Source organism: Dyadobacter koreensis, assembly GCF_900108855.1.
Classification (GTDB): domain Bacteria; phylum Bacteroidota; class Bacteroidia; order Cytophagales; family Spirosomataceae; genus Dyadobacter; species Dyadobacter koreensis.
Window position 1 is genome coordinate 16,036 of record NZ_FNXY01000001.1, and the last position, 16,013, is coordinate 32,048.

Here is a 16,013-nt window from a genome sequence, read left to right on the forward strand (position 1 = left end):
GGAAGATTTCATTTCCTTCGCAGCTCCGCGATAAAACCTTACATCTCCGCGTTTAAAACTTTATTTTTTCTCTGCCGGCACGATAATAAAATTCAATAATTCAGTATGTCGAATTACTGAAATATTCGTGATCGATAACACTTCCCTGTGGGTTAATTGTTTGAAAAGATCGTTGCTGCTCGCTACCGGTTTATCATTAAAAGAAATGATAATATCTCCTTCCTGAATTTGAGAACGAGACGCAGGCGAATTTGCTTCGATCTGGGTAACGAAAACACCCCTATGATTCGGCAGTTTATAATGCTGCCGGATTTTTTCATTTACGGGCACATCCTGCAATTGAAGTCCCAGGTACGCTTTGAAAACTTTTCCATCTTTGATAAGCTGTCTCGCAATTTCTTTTGCAGTATTTATATCAACGGAAAAACTTAGGCCCTGTGCGCCCTGAATCACCGCGGTATTTACTCCCACGACTTCCCCCTCAGTATTAATCATCGGGCCGCCGGAATTGCCGGGATTCAAAGCTGCATCTGACTGAATAACATTATCCACGAATCTTCCCGACTGCGTCTGAAGTGACCGGCCAAGCGCACTCACCACTCCCGTCGTCACTGTATGCTGATATCCATACGGGTTTCCGATTGCGATCACAAACTGTCCAATCTGTAACTCGCCCGCATCTCCCAGTTTAGCAACGGAATATCCCTGGGTATAAATTTTCAAAATCGCGATATCGGTATCAGGATCTTTTCCGATCAGCTCTGCTTCAATCTCATTGTTATTTAAAAGACTGACCATGATTTTCTCAGCACCGTCCACAACGTGACAATTGGTGAAGATGAAACCGTCAGAAGAAAATACAAATCCTGATCCGGATCCAGCCTGACGGAGCTTTCCTTTATCTGTTTTATAAACATCTATTTTTACGACTGCGTTTTTTATTTTATCCACAGCCCCTATGATCATGCTCGAAAATGTGTCCATGTCTGTATCGTTTATATACCCATGACCATAACAAATTATTAACCACAATTTTTTTCGTGCCAATGTGGCAAGTATTTTCGTTTAACATGCCAAAACGCCATAAAAAAAGTCTTTCAACCGCAGACATTGCCGTCGAAAGACCTACATATTTTGTTGATGAACTATATTTTTCCGCTCAGAATCAAACAGCCATTGCCAGTCTTCTGCTCATATCTGTCAGCCGGATTCCCCTTAAAGTTTTTACACGTTCTGCAACATTGATCGCATCACTGAAAATATATCCTGCGCCAAAAAACTGCTTGAATTCTTTAACTGCTTCATCCAAATGTTTTTTGGAGATTCCGCTGTACACAAGCTGCATTAACTGCGATTTTTCAGGAGTTAACCTTTGAAGTTTCCAATATTTTGGATGGTTCAATCCAATTGGAGCCCGGAAGAACTTATCATGTTTCTCCTTTATCAAAAACTCGAAATCAATATTTACTTGTCTGCTGTTTTTGCCGGCATTGCCCTTCATCACAATTTTAGCCTCTCTGTCTACGGCCAAGATAAATGTTTTTTCGTGTATCATTGTCGCTAATAGTTTAATATTTATAGTATGAACCAGGTAGAAAGTTTACGAATCTATATTTCAGATTATTAGTGTTTTTCCCAATAATATTATGCCAAAAGAGAATAACTCAATATAATTCATTATTAATTTCATATGGTAAAAAGGATATATCCAATTAAAAATTCCTTAGAACCGCAAAATGGTTACATCTTAGGCCTCATAACAAGTATTATTCTCCTGCTTACTGGGAGATTTCCACACTTAAAAACATCTCAGGTGATGTTTTTCCCCTTTTGGAGATTGCGCCTTTTCCCGCAACATTCATAAGATCGTGGCTAGCGATCTGTATCATCATAAAAAGGTCGTTGACCATATTGAAAAGTTTCAGATTTTTGAACCTGTTAGAAATCATTCATGAATTTCCCTGCCGTCATGCTTAAGTCTCTATTTTATCTGAAACATATTCATTTTGTTACTTACAGATATTAAGAGACAACGTTTTCGCTTTTTGGAAATTAGCAACAACAGATTCCTTTTTTCTTAAAATCTGCCATAGACAATAGCACAAAATTTCCATAGGATAAAGTTTAAAAAGACGGCAAAATTATTACGAATTTTCACTAGACGAATGTACAACATCCAGATCATCAGAGCCATAACTTTCAGTTGTCCGGATCATGGTTTCTATTGTAAATTTTCACAGATGCAAATCGCAGTGGACACCAAAGTTTGTAATTGATCGAAAGACTAGGCTTTGTGCAATCGTCTCTGGAATCTGGGTTTTAAGGCGATATGTTCCGTAGCAATAGATTTTTTTCAAATAAAATTGATACCATTTAAAAGACTTACTCTTAATCTAATACAAAAAATAAAAAGGCAGAGAAGAAAGGCCAAAGACTATGGCAGGAATTTTACTTTTCAAATGGCCGTTAGGTATAGATTGGTAACGTAACAACAAAACGAATTCACTTTGAAAATTTTTTCGCAACTGATAATTCTACTTCTCGGAATTTCATTCTTTTCATGCGACGGACTGTTTCAGTTTAATCCTAATGAAATTGTTTTAAAGGAAAGCCAGAGAAATCTGACCGGAAAGAATATTGAGAAAATAGTTAAAATTCCTGTAAAAGATACACTGCGTTTCATCTTTATGGGTGATTCTCAGCGGTGGTATGACGAAACGACGCACTTTGTTAAAAGTGCAAACCAGCAGCGCGCCATTGATTTCGTACTGCATGCCGGCGATATTTCAGACTTTGGAATTACGAAAGAGCTGAAATGGATCAACGACATTATGAAGGATTTAAAATACCCTTATCTCACCGTAATCGGCAATCACGATATTGTGGCAAATGGTTCGGATGCTTATGTCAGAATGTTCGGCCCACTGGATTATACGTTCGGCTATGGTGACTACAAATTTATATTTATCAATACAAATTCTCTGGAATACGGACTGGACGGAAGCACGCCTAACATCCCCTGGCTGAAATCGCAGCTGGCCGACAATCCGGATAAAAAACAGACCATTGTCATTGGCCATGTCCCGCCTTTTGATGCAGATTTCGACAAAAATCTGGAAAAGGAATATGCCGCGACCCTGGCAGCGGATCCTAACCTAAAATTTACACTTTATGGCCATCAGCACGCTTTTAAGGAAGGTGAATATTACAATGATGGAGTTCAGTATTACCAGACTACCAGCATGGGAGACAGGGGTTATCTGATCATTACCTGCTGGAAAGATGGACAAAAGGTGGAGCGCGTTCAATTTTAATCTTTATGAAAAAAATATTATTACTACTTCTTTTATCAGTGAATTTTGCTGTCTTGGCACAAGATGACCAGCCTGGTCTCAAATCCAGAAAATGGTATATTCCTGATCATTTGAAATTGCATTTTGCAGGCAATATCGGTTTTCTATCGGGCGGGCCTGGTTATGTATCCCGCAATAAAACGCTCGAAACAGATCTTCTGTTCGGTTTTCTCCCAAAGAAATTTGGAGGAGATGCGTTGATCACGATTTCGGCAAAAACTACCTATTCTCCATGGAAGATCCCCCTGAAAAACGGTTACTACATACGTCCGTTTTCTATTGGGGCTTATCTGAGTTACACTTTCGGGCCGCAGTTTGATACGAAATGGCCATCTTATTATCCTGCGGGATATTACTGGTGGGCCACTTCTTTCCGTCCCGGGGCATTTGTTGGCGGAAAAGCTGGACGTAATATGGTCATTAAAAATCAGGTGAGACAATTTGAATTTTATTATGAGCTGGGAAGTTACGACCTGCTCATGATCAGTTATGTTCAGAACAGAGAATACCTCAAACTTTCGGATATTGGGAATTTATCTTTTGGGGTTAAAATGGCGTTTTAGTTTAAATGTGGGGAAGTTTTCAATTTGTTTTAAGTAAATGACCTCACGTTACACTTCTCCTATAATCTAAATTTTGACTGTACGCCTATTGCATTTAAAATAGGCACCGTCAATATGCAAATCCCCGCAGTCGCGGGAATTTGCTCAATAAATAAATTACGGCGTCAATAAAATTCGATGCGTTTCCTGAAGCCCGTTAGATAGCTTAACTTTAACCAAATAGGAGCCTTCGGAAAGGTTAGATACGTCAATACCCTTTGTTGAATCATACAATTCCACTTTAGTTATAATTTGCCCTAAATTGTTAATTAATTCTACGTGTTTTATTCCAAACGAAAATTCCGTTTTTAAATATACTTTCTTCGCCACCGGATTAGGGTATACTGTCAATAATGCCTTACTTGTGAATTTTAAATCAATAATTTTGCTGTATGCAAAAGTGGCATCGCGATCTATCATTTTCAGTCGGTAGTAGTTCATTCCTTGCACGGGATTATTATGAATAAACTCATAATTAACTACTGACTTGCTGTTATAAGCCGCATTAGTTACTCCTACTTTACGCCAGGACTTGGCGTCCAAACTATGCTCAATCTCAAACTTATCGCTATTAATTTCATTTGCAGTGCTCCATTTCAATAACGCTGTTTGATTTTCATTCTGGACCGAAATATCAGTTAGTGTCACCGGTAACGCGTTTTCTGATCCAAAAGTGGCAAGCGTGAAGGGACTAAAACTGGATACTGCACCAGCAGACAAAACATTACCCTCTGTTAAAGACCCTGACGTCCCGCCATTGCCGAGATCTTCCCATCGGGTCCCTTGCCAATGTGCCACGCGCAGCTGCGAAGGATTTTTTACATTTCCCTCAGCCTCATTATACCCAAGTGTAATTTGAACGTTACTTGTGCCAGATAACCTTGAAAGATCCCAATATCCTTTATTGCTTACCTTCGATAGCGAAGAATCTTTGGAACTTAGGCTGTAAGGATTTCCATATGAATAGAATTGTTTATAGCTAACACCAAAATTATCTGTCGACACTGATGGTGCACTTATGGTTAATGGCAGAAGTTTTGTTCCATCTCCAACCGGAAAGGTAAATTCGTCGTCACCTATTTTTTGTACCTGCCCAATGATATGACTTGTATTGCTCGCACCCGAAACAGTCGCTCCATCAGCCAATATAATCGGAACTGAGGTAGAATTAATATAACCACTTGTAAACGTCAAATGACCCGGTATAGTAATAGTGCTACTAATACCAAGCGGTTCCAGTCCAGTCTTCGCAATTTCTAGGTTTTTAAAAACAAAAGGAGAAAAGCCACTGCCAAAATAAATGAATGCTCTGAAATCGCCAACGACTTTAAAATTGCTTGTGCCACCGATCGTGATGTTGCGGCTGGGAATAACAGGACCACTATGAACGATTTCCACGTTTCCGGCAATGTTGGTATTCGATTGGTCAGAACCTATTGTCAGTTGTCCTCCAGCTAAATTTGTATATTTAAAATTACCGAGAATAGTAGCTCCACCGGAGAAAAGTATTGATTGTTGCGTGTACAATCCACTCGTTAGCCCTCCGAAACTTCCTCTTATAAACTCCACATCACCATCAAAAACTGATCTTGAAAATGACAGTGAAAAGTGAGCATTGCCGTTTTCCGTAACCTTTAAATTACCTTTATAATGATTTGATCCCTCAAACGCGTAATCAATACGAGTGCGATCCAAAAACATTCCTTCGTAAATGATTTCCGTGTTACCCTCAAAAGTGCAATTTGTAATCGTCGCTATACTGAAAACGTAAATAAAGATATCTGTATCGGGTTTGGTATTTTTTATCAAAGCACCGTTCAAGCTTAAGCTCAAGGCCACAATCTTTCCAACAGAAATCTTGAAGCCACGCGTGTCAAGTTGCGAGCCACGCTCCATTTGTAATAACCCAAGAGAGATATTTCCAGATAGAAATGGCCAATTAGTAACACCTGTCCCGGGAATCACAACATCCGAATCTCTGTTAGGAATGCCTGCCGGGAGCCAATTTCCAGAAACATTCCAATCGGAGCTGACTGCCCCCGTCCAGGTTTGCGCAAAAGATGAAAACTTGATTAGACAAAAAAGAAGTGTAACTAAGCATGATTTGATAAGTGTATGCATAAAAAGGAAGGTTAGATGTAACTCTTGGCAAATAAGCAAAATTTACGCAATCTCAAAAATTCCTTGTTCGAATATTCAAATAACGATTATATTTTATAACATAGGAAAATCTTCACAATAAATTAAACTGATCCGTGCAACAACCAAATTATTGAGATATATCTTTCAAATCATTGTGGAAAGTAACGTTTAAATTCCTTTTAGCTGTACCCTATCCAATCAACCGAAAATCCAAATCCCCTAAATCAGGCTTTACAAACCTCTTCCTTGCTTCAACTGAAAATATAAGCCCGCGACTGTAAAATTTAAGGAAATTGGAAGGTTCTCCATAAGGACTATTTGCTAAGTCGTTGGCTGCATTTAACAATGATTTTTCTTTTTGAACCTCTTTCCAATACCCATCCAAAAGCCAGATCCAGAATTGCGTAATCGTTTCATGGTAACCGCTGAAATCTGTATTTTCCTTTCCGAGCGATTCATTATATTCTGCAATGTAAGTCGGCATCAGTACTGACGTCTCCTCCAAACCATGATTCGAGACAAACCAAAGCCCGACTGTAAGATGAGCAAAATGTGTCCATTCGTCGTCCGGAAGCGTTTTGGACAAAAACTTATCCACCAGACTTTTGATGTCTGAAATATTGAGATATTGTTTGACCATATTCAAAAGTAAAATCCGGGACTAAAACAGGGACTGCCACATGCAGGCCATTTTTAGGAGCGTTGCTCGTCCGGCGCCAAATATTTCGCCATCACCTCTTCCGTAAGCTGCCGTTCATTAACTAAAGTCCACTCTCCTGTATTTTCCGGAATACCATTTCTGCAATATCCCGCTCTCAATCCAAAATCAAAAATAGCATGATAATGTTTATTGATGATCAGAAAAGCACTCCAGCCATCATCGCTCCATCCGATTTGCAGCTCTGTGGGCAATGTTTTTTCAATAATATCAGCAACATTATAAATATGCAGCCCATCCAAAACTTCCGGCTGTTCTGATTTATTAATTGCATAAAAAACGCCGGTCGTCATATCATCTTCAAAAGCCACACCGAAATTTTGGGTTGGTGAGAAGCTGTGGATGAAGGTGTCGTGGCCGATTTTGTAGTTGTGGGTGATGTCTAATTTCAATGTATAAATTCTTTTAATTCGTGTTACTCAATTAAATCTGTAAATATTTTTTTGGGAAGATTATTACTAGCAAATGTATCACAAGTTTGTTCCAGACGTTTTAGAATAAGAAGAAAATCATCCATACTGAAAATTTCTCCCTCATTATTGGAAAACGCATTTTTTAAAACGGCAATAGTAGATGTTGCCCCGACCCGGAATTTGTTAGGTTTCACTAACTGAAGTCCATTGGTAAGACCAATTATCCGCAACGCTTCAAAATTTACGTAAAGTCGCTGCAAATTTTGATCCCATCCAGAAATTTTTAAAACAACTCTAATTCGATTTTCAATATCGAGATTTCCGTTAACAGTATTTTCAATTTGGATATAAATTTTGCCATCTTCTGCTTCGATCCCATGGTACCAAAACCCAAGAAAACCACCCGATTGATTTGACACATTCCCCTATCCGGCATCAGAAATTTTAGTTTCCTGCAGCATATAAAAACCCTCTGCGGCTTTCCAATCTGTGGTTATGTTTTGTAAAGTTTGAAAAGCATTTGTACTTTGTTCCAGGACATTCATATAGGCTACAAAATCTGTAAAAATTGAATTTTTAATGTCTACATTTTTTCTCCGTAAAACGTCAAGAACACTTTTACGATCAATAGGTTTAAATCCTTGACTTTTGACATATTGCTGGGTATACTGGCTTTCATTCCCAGTTTTTAGGTATATAAACACCGGTTCAAGATTTTTGCTCTTATCATGCGACTTTACAATTTTTGCATACCTTTCCAGTTGACCTGAATGTTCGCCAGTATTGGTCTTATCCTCAATCACGATGAAGTATTCATTATTAACTGTAACCGTGATATCCATATTTTGCCATTGCTTAAGAACCTCTACATTGGTTATTGCATAATCTTCTTTATCTAGTAGAAAACGTATAAAATCTTTTGCAACTTCATGAAGTTCGTGATCGAAATCTTGGTTCCTGTAATCAGCCCATTCTAATAACCAAGCAAAAAATGCGTCTTGTGATAATTCCTTCGTGGCATGGGCAAAAATGTTTGGTTTCATTAAATATGAATTAAAAAATTATTTAGCAATACAAGAATAAGCTGTACATTTTTAATAATAACAGGAGGCTCCCAAGGAGCGTGGTTCTCGAGATCCTCTCACATTTTACATAAACAGGAAGCTCTATCGAGCTATTTCCCCATGAAAACGCTAAGAAATCCTTAGCGAAGACTCCCTTATAATCAACTCCGTAGGCAACACAATATTCTCATGCACAAAATCCCCTGATCCATTCAGCTGATTTAAAAACAAACGGGAAGCTTCCATTCCGATTTTTCTGCCCGGGCGGTGAACTGTCGTGAGTGATGGATAGGTATAAGCGGAAATTGGAGAATTGTCAAAACCAATGATACCAACGTCACCCGGGATTTTCAGACCGCGATCCAGAATAACCCGCATCGCTCCTATCGCAACCTGGTCATTGACACCAAAAATAGCGTCCGGGGGAGAATCCAGATCCAGCAATCTTTTGGTGGGCACAATGGCGCTTTCAACCTTGAAGTTGGTATTGATGATCAATTCCTCTTTTATCGGAATATCATATTTTTTTAAACAATCCCGATACCCTTTAAACCGCTGTTCGGAAACTGTCAGTCCGTTTGGACCTTTCAAATGTGCAATGTTTTTGTATCCGATGGTGAGCAGATGTTCAACAGCAGCAAACGCGCCGTGGTAATCGTCAACCGTTGCCCGGCTTGTTTCAAAATCTTCATATTCCCTGTCGATAAAAATCAGCGGGGTTTTTCTCTGGATCACACTTTCCAGATGTTCGTAATACCCTGCGTCATAGGTTTCCTGGGAAACGGACAGGAAAATTCCTTCGGTACGGTTGGAAAGCAGTTTTGATAAATATTCCTTTTCAAGCAGGTAATTTTCGTTTGTTACACAAATATTGAGCGTATAACCCAATGGCTGCAAAATTGTGTGAAGTCCCTCTATGACAGCAGTTTCATAGTAATTTCCGATCGTTGGCACCACCACGCCCAGTGTTGCTGTTTTCTTATTCAACAAGCTTAAAGACACTTCGTTACGCTGATAACCAACCTCTCTGGCATATTCCTGGATATTTTTTCTGGTGTCTTCATTAATAGCCGGATGATCATTGAGCGCTCTGGATACCGTCGAAGGAGAGCAACGGAAGCGGCGGGCAATGTCTTTTATCGTAACCGGGCGAGAGGAATTCATGAGTAGGATAATTACAATTAAATATTTAAAATTTTTTCAAACGTTTGCATTCGATATAAACATATTTACACTTTGTATTTAATTTATACCACGCTATCATTGTGCAAATGTAATAGAAAATCAACGATGAGCGACCTACTGGTAAAACCAAAAACGGATCAAAAAACGTATCATTCCCTCACAAGTGAACAAGCTGGCTGGACTTATTTAAACTTCGAAGCCAAGATTCTTGACCTGAACGAACAATATACACTGAACACAGGAGATTACGAATACTGCATCGCGTTATTAGGTGGTAATTTTAAAGTTGAAACGGCGGAGGGAACATGGGAAACAGGAAACGGAAGGAAGGATGTTTTCAGCGGGATTGGTCACGCCATGTATCTATCGAGGAATACTGAATTCACATTAACCGCCCAAACCGACAAAACTGATATTGCGATCTGCTGGGTTGCAACCGATGAAGATCATCCGCCATACATGAAACGCCCGGAAGAAGCAGCCATTGAATACCGTGGCGGAGACAATGCCAACCGACAGATTAACAGCTTATTGCAACCAGGATTTGATTGCCACAAAATTGTTTGCGTGGAGGTATATACGCCGTCGGGAAACTGGTCATCTTTCCCTGCGCACAAACATGACGAGCGAAAAGTAAATGCAGATGGAACGTTGATCGAAGCAAATCTGGAAGAAATATATTTCTACAAATTTGACAAACCGCAGGGTTACGCCATTCAGCAGGTTTATACAGACGACCGTTCGCTGGATGAAATTGTACGCGTACACAATAACGAGGCTGTTTTGGTACCAAAAGGATATCATCCCGTAGCGGCGGCGCATGGCTATAATGTTTATTACCTGAACTTTCTGGCTGGCAGCGATCAGTCGCTGGCCAATACTTCTGACCCGGATCATGACTGGATCTATGGTTCATGGAAAGGGCAGGACCCAAGACTTCCGATTGTTACTTTGGAAATGAACAATACAAAATAATTTTAGTAAACACGAATTCAATCCGTTATCAAGTAACCTGGCTAACATTTTTTTTTCCATGCCTAAACACGATCTTTTAACCATCGGGCGCTCTTCCATTGACCTGTATTCTGCAAACATTGGAAGTCCGTTTGAAAAAATAAGTGCCTTCAACGCGTTTGTAGGTGGTTGTCCGCTGAACATCGCGACCGGCGCACAACGACTTGGCCTGAACACCGCCATCCTTACCGGAATCGGCAATGATCAGGTCGGAAATTTCATCAAACATTTTCTGGATGAAGAAGGAATTGCTACGGAATACATCCCAACGATTGAAGGCACCCGCAGCTCAGCAGTAATTTTAGGAATTGAACCGCCGGATAAATTCCCCCTTGTATATTACCGTGAAAACTGCGCCGATATCAACCTGACCATAGACCACGTGAACGCCATTCCGTTCGAGGAATTTAAAGCAGTTGCATTTTCCGGAACGGCATTCAGCAAAGATCCCAGCAGAACATCTATGTTTTATGCGCTAGAAGTTGCTAAAAAACAAAACTTAAAAACGCTTCTGGACATCGATTTCCGAGCCGATCAGTGGGACGATCCCCGCGCTTTTGGTGTGACACTGAGGGCAGCGTTAAGCAGTTTTACCATGGTAGTTGGTACAGAAGAAGAAATCCTGGCAACCTACCTGACAGACAAAGAACAGCTTTTGATCAAACACCAGCAGATTTCCGCGCCTGAAATTAGAGGTAATATTAATACTGCGATCGAGGAGATCTTAAAATCCGGCGTTGAAACATTGGTCGTAAAACGAGGAAAAGACGGCGCTTCAATTTTCCAGCCGGGAAAAGAAGAAGTGAAAGTTCCTGGTTTCCCGGTGGAAGTTTTAAACGTGTTAGGCGCCGGAGACGCATTTTGCGCGGGATTTTCCTACGGAATCCTGAACGGATGGGATTTATACAAAAGCGTAAGAATGGGAAACGCCTGCGGCGCGATCATCGTCACAAGAGAAGGCTGCGCGAACTTCATGCCAACGTTGGAGGAGGTAACTGAGTTCGTAGAAAGCCGAGGCGGGTATTAAACGCAGAGGTAATGGAAGTTTTAGCGCGGAGTTACACAGAGTTTTTTCTTCTAACTATTAACAGTAAAAGACAGCAGCGAAACTCAGCGAGGCAACTCCCCTAACTCTGCGTTTAATAGCATAAACATATTAAAAATAACAGCGCAACTCTGCGGATAACTTCCGGAACTCTGCGTTTAACAACAAATAAGATGGAGAAGTTACAGAATTATATTAATGGCCGTTGGGTGGATAGCCACTCCAGTGAATTTACCAACGTTTTAAACCCGGCTTCGCAGGAAATACTAATGCAGGTTCCGACCGGGAATGCGCAGGATGTTGCGGATGCGGCGCAAGCTGCCCACGAAGGATTTCAGGAATGGAGAAGTACGCCGGTTTCGAAACGTGTGCAGTATCTTTTCAAATTGAAAACCTTACTGGAAGACAACATCGACGATATCGCGAAAACGATCACGCTAGAATCCGGAAAAACTTTTCTTGAAGCAAAAGCTGAAATGGTCAGGGCTATTGAAAACGTGGAGAATGCATGCGGTATGCCGGCCTTGATGCAGGGCGAATTTTCCGAAGATATAGCCAAAGGGATTGATGAATACATGATTCGGCAGCCGCTTGGACCTTGCGCCTGTATCGCTCCATTCAACTTCCCGGGGATGATCACATTCTGGTTTTTGCCCTATGCCCTTGCTTGCGGGAACAGCTATATCATAAAACCTTCAGAAAAGGTACCGTTGACAATGACGAAAATCGTCGCTTTGATGGAGAAGCTTGATTTGCCAAACGGAGTTTTGAATTTGATTCAGGGTGGTCATGAGGTTGTGGATGCACTTTTAGAGCATCCAGTTATCAAAGGAATTAGTTTTGTGGGTTCTTCCAATGTTGCCAAATATGTTTATTCCAAAGGCGCAGCCCATGGCAAACGCGTCCAGGCACAAGGAGGAGCGAAAAATCCTGTCATCGTACTGCCGGATGCGGATATTGATATGACCACGCAGATTGTGATCGACAGCGTTTATGGGTGTGCTGGTCAGCGTTGTCTTGCTGCTTCAACGATTATAACTGTTGGGGAACATAAAGATATCACAGAAAGTCTGGTTGAATCCGCTAAAAATCGTAAGACTGGATTCGGACTTGAAAGTGACGTTCAAATGGGTCCGGTGATTACTGCTGAAAGTAAAAACCGCGTCCATCACTTAATCGACAAAGGATTAAGCGAGGGTGGCAGATTACTGGTGGATGGCCGTAATGCAAAAGTACCTGGTTTTGAAAATGGTAATTTTATCGAACCAACCATTATTGAAGACATTCCATTGGACGGCGAGCTGGCCGCGACTGAAATTTTCGGCCCGGTACTAAGCCTTGTCCATATCAATACTATTGAAGAAGCGATCCGCTTTATCAATTCTGGTCGCTACGGAAACATGGCTTGTATCTTCACTAGCAGCGGATTAAACGCCAGAAAGTTCCGTCATGAAGCCGAAGCTGGAAATATCGGTATCAACATCGGTGTTGCCGCACCGGTTGCACAATTCCCATTCTCGGGTTGGAAAGACAGTTTTTATGGCGATTTACACGGGCAAGGAAACCATGCGGTGGAATTTTTCACCCAGACAAAAGTGGTGATTGAACGCTGGCTGAAGGAGTGGAACAGGAAATTCTAATTTTGGCTGTCGGCGATCGGCTTTCGGCTTTCCCTGGATAATTGAGATTGACACCATAAAAAATTGAAATAAGAAACTAACCAAGCTTGGATTAACAATGGCCAACGGCGGCCCGCCGCGCGGCTAAATGTTGACCGCTAAAACCTAAAAAACATGTCAAAAAAATTAAAAATCGGGGTGATTGGATTAGGTCGTATCGGGCAGATACACCTGAGCAATCTGATGCACCACATTCCCGGCGTGGAAGTGGTGATCGCATCGGACCTTTCACCGGAATCGCACGCTTTTGCCAAAAATCTTGGTGTTGAAGAAGTTACAACAGATGCGTATGACGTTATCAATCATCCGGATGTCGAAGCCGTCATCATCTGCTCTCCCACTCCTTTTCATGTTCCTTACACAGTAGCTGCGGCGAATCAAAAGAAACATGTATTTTGTGAAAAACCGCTGGACGTCACTTTGGATGCCATTTATGCTGCACAAAAAGCGGTCAGTGAAAATGGTGTAAAATTGATGCTTGGGTTCAACCGTCGTTTCGATGCGAATTTTACCAATGTACGAAATATCGTGGCGGATGATAAAATCGGAGATCCGCAAATTCTGCGTATCACCAGCCGTGACCCGGGACCGCCACCAATTGAATACTTGAAAACTTCCGGCGGGATTTTCCTTGATATGTCGATCCATGATTTTGACATGGCCCGTTATATTGTTGGCTCAGAAGTAACTGAAATCTTTGTAAAAGGCGATGCGCTGATCAACCCGGAAATTAAAGAATTCGGAGATATAGACACAGCTGTAATTGTGTTGACTTTTGAAAACGGAGCGATCGGTGTGATTGACAATAGCCGGAAAGCGGTTTATGGCTACGATCAGCGACTGGAAATTTTTGGCTCAAAAGGAATGGCCAAAGCAGAGAATAACACTGCTGATAATCTGGTACATTTCGACAGCAATGGCGGTAATATCTCGCTCCCACTACATTTTTTCCTTGAAAGATATGAAACGGCATACCGTGTTTGTCTGAAATCATTTGTTAATTGTGTGCTCAATGACACTCCCTCCCCTGTCGACGCGCATGATGGATTGATGGCTACTGCAATTGGAATTGCAGCCATGAAATCCCTCCAGGAAGGAAGACCGGTGAAGTTGGAAGAAGTTATTAGTCATACATTGGTGTAAGAAGATTATACCCTAAACCAACCCCATGAAACAAGGCCTGCAGTTGCTTGATTACGTCGTATTTTTCATTTATTTTATCGGTGTTTCGTCATACGGTTTTTGGATTTACAAAAAGAAATCAAGTAAAGAATCCAGTTCTACCGATTACTTTTTAGCAGAAGGTTCATTAACGTTCTGGGCTATTGGCGCTTCGTTGATCGCATCGAATATTTCGGCAGAGCATTTTATTGGCATGTCAGGGTCGGGATTTGCAATCGGCCTGGCCATAGCATCTTACGAATGGATGGCAGCGGCAACGCTGGTCGTAGTAGCAGTTTTCTTCGTTCCGATTTATTTGAAAAACAAGATTTATACCATGCCGCAGTTTTTACGGCAGCGGTATAATCCGGTGGTAGCAACCACAATGGCGGTATTCTGGCTTCTGTTATACGTATTTGTCAACCTGACTTCAATACTTTATCTCGGTGCACTTGCGCTGGAGGTTACAGCCGGCATTGACTTTACCTGGGCGATTGGAGCATTAGCCGTTTTTGCGATCATCATCACGGTCGGAGGGATGAAAGTAATTGGTTATACGGATGTTATTCAAGTGGTTGTACTCATTGCGGGTGGTTTAGTGACAACCTATCTTGCCATGGATCTGGTGGCGAAACAATTTGGAAATCCTAATGTTTTCAGTGCTTTTGGCACTTTGAAGGCACAAGCCGAACCGCATTTTCACATGATCCTGAAAAAAGATAATCCATACTATAAAGATCTGCCAGGGTTATCTGTGATCATTGGAGCGATGTGGATTAATAACCTGAACTATTTTGGTTGTAATCAATACATTATCCAGCGTACGCTTGGGGCTAGTCTTCCTACCGCCAGAAAAGGACTTTTGTTTGCCGCGGGTTTGAAACTTATCATCCCTATTATCGTAGTAATACCAGGAATCGCAGCGTATGTGCTTTTTCAAAACGGAATGTTTCAAACAGAAATGCTTGATGCGAACGGGATCGTGAAACCAGATCACGCCTACCCGGTTTTGCTTGATCTTCTTCCATCAGGATTGAAAGGAATGGCTTTTGCTGCCTTAACAGCAGCAATTGTTGCTTCACTGGCAGGAAAAGCAAACAGTATTTCCACGATTTTTACGCTCGATATTTACAGAGAATATATCAAACCGGACGCCACAGAAAAGCACCTGATCCGCGTTGGACGTTATGCAATCTGGACTTCCATGGGTATCGCAGCTTTGATCGCACCACAACTTCGCGTTCTGGAACAAGCCTATCAGTTTATTCAGGAATATTCCAGTTTTATAACCCCAGGTGTTTTTGCGATTTTCTTCCTTGGTTTTTTCTGGAAACGAACAACTGGAAATGCGGCTTTGATAGCGGCACTTTTAACAATCCCGCTCTCAACAGCCTTTAAATTCTGGTATGAAGAAATTCCGTTTTTGAACCGTATGGGAATTATCTTTTTAATTCTGGTGGCGGTTATTGTTTTGGTAACACTGCTTGATCCAAAGAGTAAAAACAATCCAAAAGGACTTGAAATTGACCGTTCCATGTTCAAGGTGAGCACTGGATTTATGATCACCTCAATTCTGATTTTTGGTATTCTTGGTGCTTTGTATACCGTTTTCTGGTAAGACTGGATTTGCCGGAATA

Annotated in this window: 15 protein-coding genes; 7 read left to right on the forward strand and 8 right to left on the reverse strand. The window is 41.1% G+C overall.

The window, feature by feature from the left end:
- Window positions 1-60: 60 nt before the first annotated feature.
- Entirely contained in the window at window positions 61-984 is a 924-nt protein-coding gene (locus BMY70_RS00050) for a S1C family serine protease (RefSeq protein ID WP_090330438.1), read from the reverse strand.
- A gap of 181 nt (window positions 985-1,165) precedes the next feature.
- Window positions 1,166-1,555 (reverse strand): hypothetical protein, encoded by a 390-nt coding sequence (locus tag BMY70_RS00055; protein ID WP_090330441.1) that lies wholly within the window; start codon window positions 1,553-1,555, stop codon window positions 1,166-1,168.
- A 952-nt stretch (window positions 1,556-2,507) separates the two neighbouring features.
- Between BMY70_RS00055 and BMY70_RS00060 the strand changes: the two genes are divergently transcribed.
- Both BMY70_RS00060 and BMY70_RS00065 read left to right on the forward strand, forming a co-directional pair.
- Complete coding sequence (locus BMY70_RS00060) at window positions 2,508-3,314, forward strand: metallophosphoesterase family protein (RefSeq protein ID WP_090330443.1); 807 nt, start codon at window positions 2,508-2,510, stop codon at window positions 3,312-3,314.
- Between the two features lie 5 nt (window positions 3,315-3,319).
- A complete protein-coding gene (locus BMY70_RS00065; protein WP_090330446.1) occupies window positions 3,320-3,916 on the forward strand; it encodes a hypothetical protein in 597 nt (198 codons plus the stop codon).
- Window positions 3,917-4,072: 156 nt separating this feature from the next.
- Here the strand turns inward: BMY70_RS00065 and BMY70_RS00070 are convergent, their stop codons facing one another.
- From BMY70_RS00070 to BMY70_RS00095, 6 genes are all read right to left on the reverse strand, one after another.
- Entirely contained in the window at window positions 4,073-5,920 is a 1,848-nt protein-coding gene (locus BMY70_RS00070; protein WP_177196916.1) for a T9SS type A sorting domain-containing protein, read from the reverse strand.
- A gap of 367 nt (window positions 5,921-6,287) precedes the next feature.
- Window positions 6,288-6,737, reverse strand: a complete 450-nt coding sequence (locus BMY70_RS00075; RefSeq protein WP_090330452.1) for a hypothetical protein — start codon at window positions 6,735-6,737, stop codon at window positions 6,288-6,290.
- A 53-nt stretch (window positions 6,738-6,790) separates the two neighbouring features.
- The gene (locus tag BMY70_RS00080) at window positions 6,791-7,207 is read right to left on the reverse strand and encodes a DUF2251 domain-containing protein (RefSeq protein ID WP_218148535.1); all 417 of its coding nucleotides are present in this window, start codon (window positions 7,205-7,207) and stop codon (window positions 6,791-6,793) included.
- 23 nt (window positions 7,208-7,230) lie between these two features.
- Window positions 7,231-7,647, reverse strand: coding sequence for a hypothetical protein (locus BMY70_RS00085; protein WP_090330455.1), 417 nt, complete (start codon window positions 7,645-7,647; stop codon window positions 7,231-7,233).
- 6 nt (window positions 7,648-7,653) lie between these two features.
- Complete coding sequence (locus BMY70_RS00090; protein WP_090330457.1) at window positions 7,654-8,271, reverse strand: PD-(D/E)XK nuclease family protein; 618 nt, start codon at window positions 8,269-8,271, stop codon at window positions 7,654-7,656.
- A gap of 150 nt (window positions 8,272-8,421) precedes the next feature.
- Window positions 8,422-9,456 carry a LacI family DNA-binding transcriptional regulator gene (locus tag BMY70_RS00095; RefSeq protein WP_090330460.1) on the reverse strand — a complete coding sequence of 345 codons (1,035 nt, stop codon included), beginning with the start codon at window positions 9,454-9,456 and terminating at the stop codon, window positions 8,422-8,424.
- A 126-nt stretch (window positions 9,457-9,582) separates the two neighbouring features.
- On the opposite strand from BMY70_RS00095, the gene iolB reads away from it, so the two are divergent.
- The 5 genes from iolB to BMY70_RS00120 all read left to right on the forward strand — a co-directional run bounded on the left by iolB (window position 9,583) and on the right by BMY70_RS00120 (window position 15,994).
- Complete coding sequence (gene iolB, locus BMY70_RS00100) at window positions 9,583-10,452, forward strand: 5-deoxy-glucuronate isomerase (protein ID WP_090330462.1); 870 nt, start codon at window positions 9,583-9,585, stop codon at window positions 10,450-10,452.
- A 58-nt stretch (window positions 10,453-10,510) separates the two neighbouring features.
- Entirely contained in the window at window positions 10,511-11,518 is a 1,008-nt protein-coding gene (gene iolC / locus BMY70_RS00105) for a 5-dehydro-2-deoxygluconokinase (protein WP_090330465.1), read from the forward strand.
- A gap of 191 nt (window positions 11,519-11,709) precedes the next feature.
- Window positions 11,710-13,176, forward strand: coding sequence for a CoA-acylating methylmalonate-semialdehyde dehydrogenase (locus BMY70_RS00110; protein ID WP_090330467.1), 1,467 nt, complete (start codon window positions 11,710-11,712; stop codon window positions 13,174-13,176).
- 153 nt (window positions 13,177-13,329) lie between these two features.
- The gene (iolG, locus tag BMY70_RS00115; RefSeq protein WP_090330470.1) at window positions 13,330-14,358 is read left to right on the forward strand and encodes an inositol 2-dehydrogenase; all 1,029 of its coding nucleotides are present in this window, start codon (window positions 13,330-13,332) and stop codon (window positions 14,356-14,358) included.
- 25 nt (window positions 14,359-14,383) lie between these two features.
- Window positions 14,384-15,994 (forward strand): sodium/sugar symporter, encoded by a 1,611-nt coding sequence (locus BMY70_RS00120; RefSeq protein ID WP_090330473.1) that lies wholly within the window; start codon window positions 14,384-14,386, stop codon window positions 15,992-15,994.
- The last annotated feature ends 19 nt before the right edge of the window (window positions 15,995-16,013 follow it).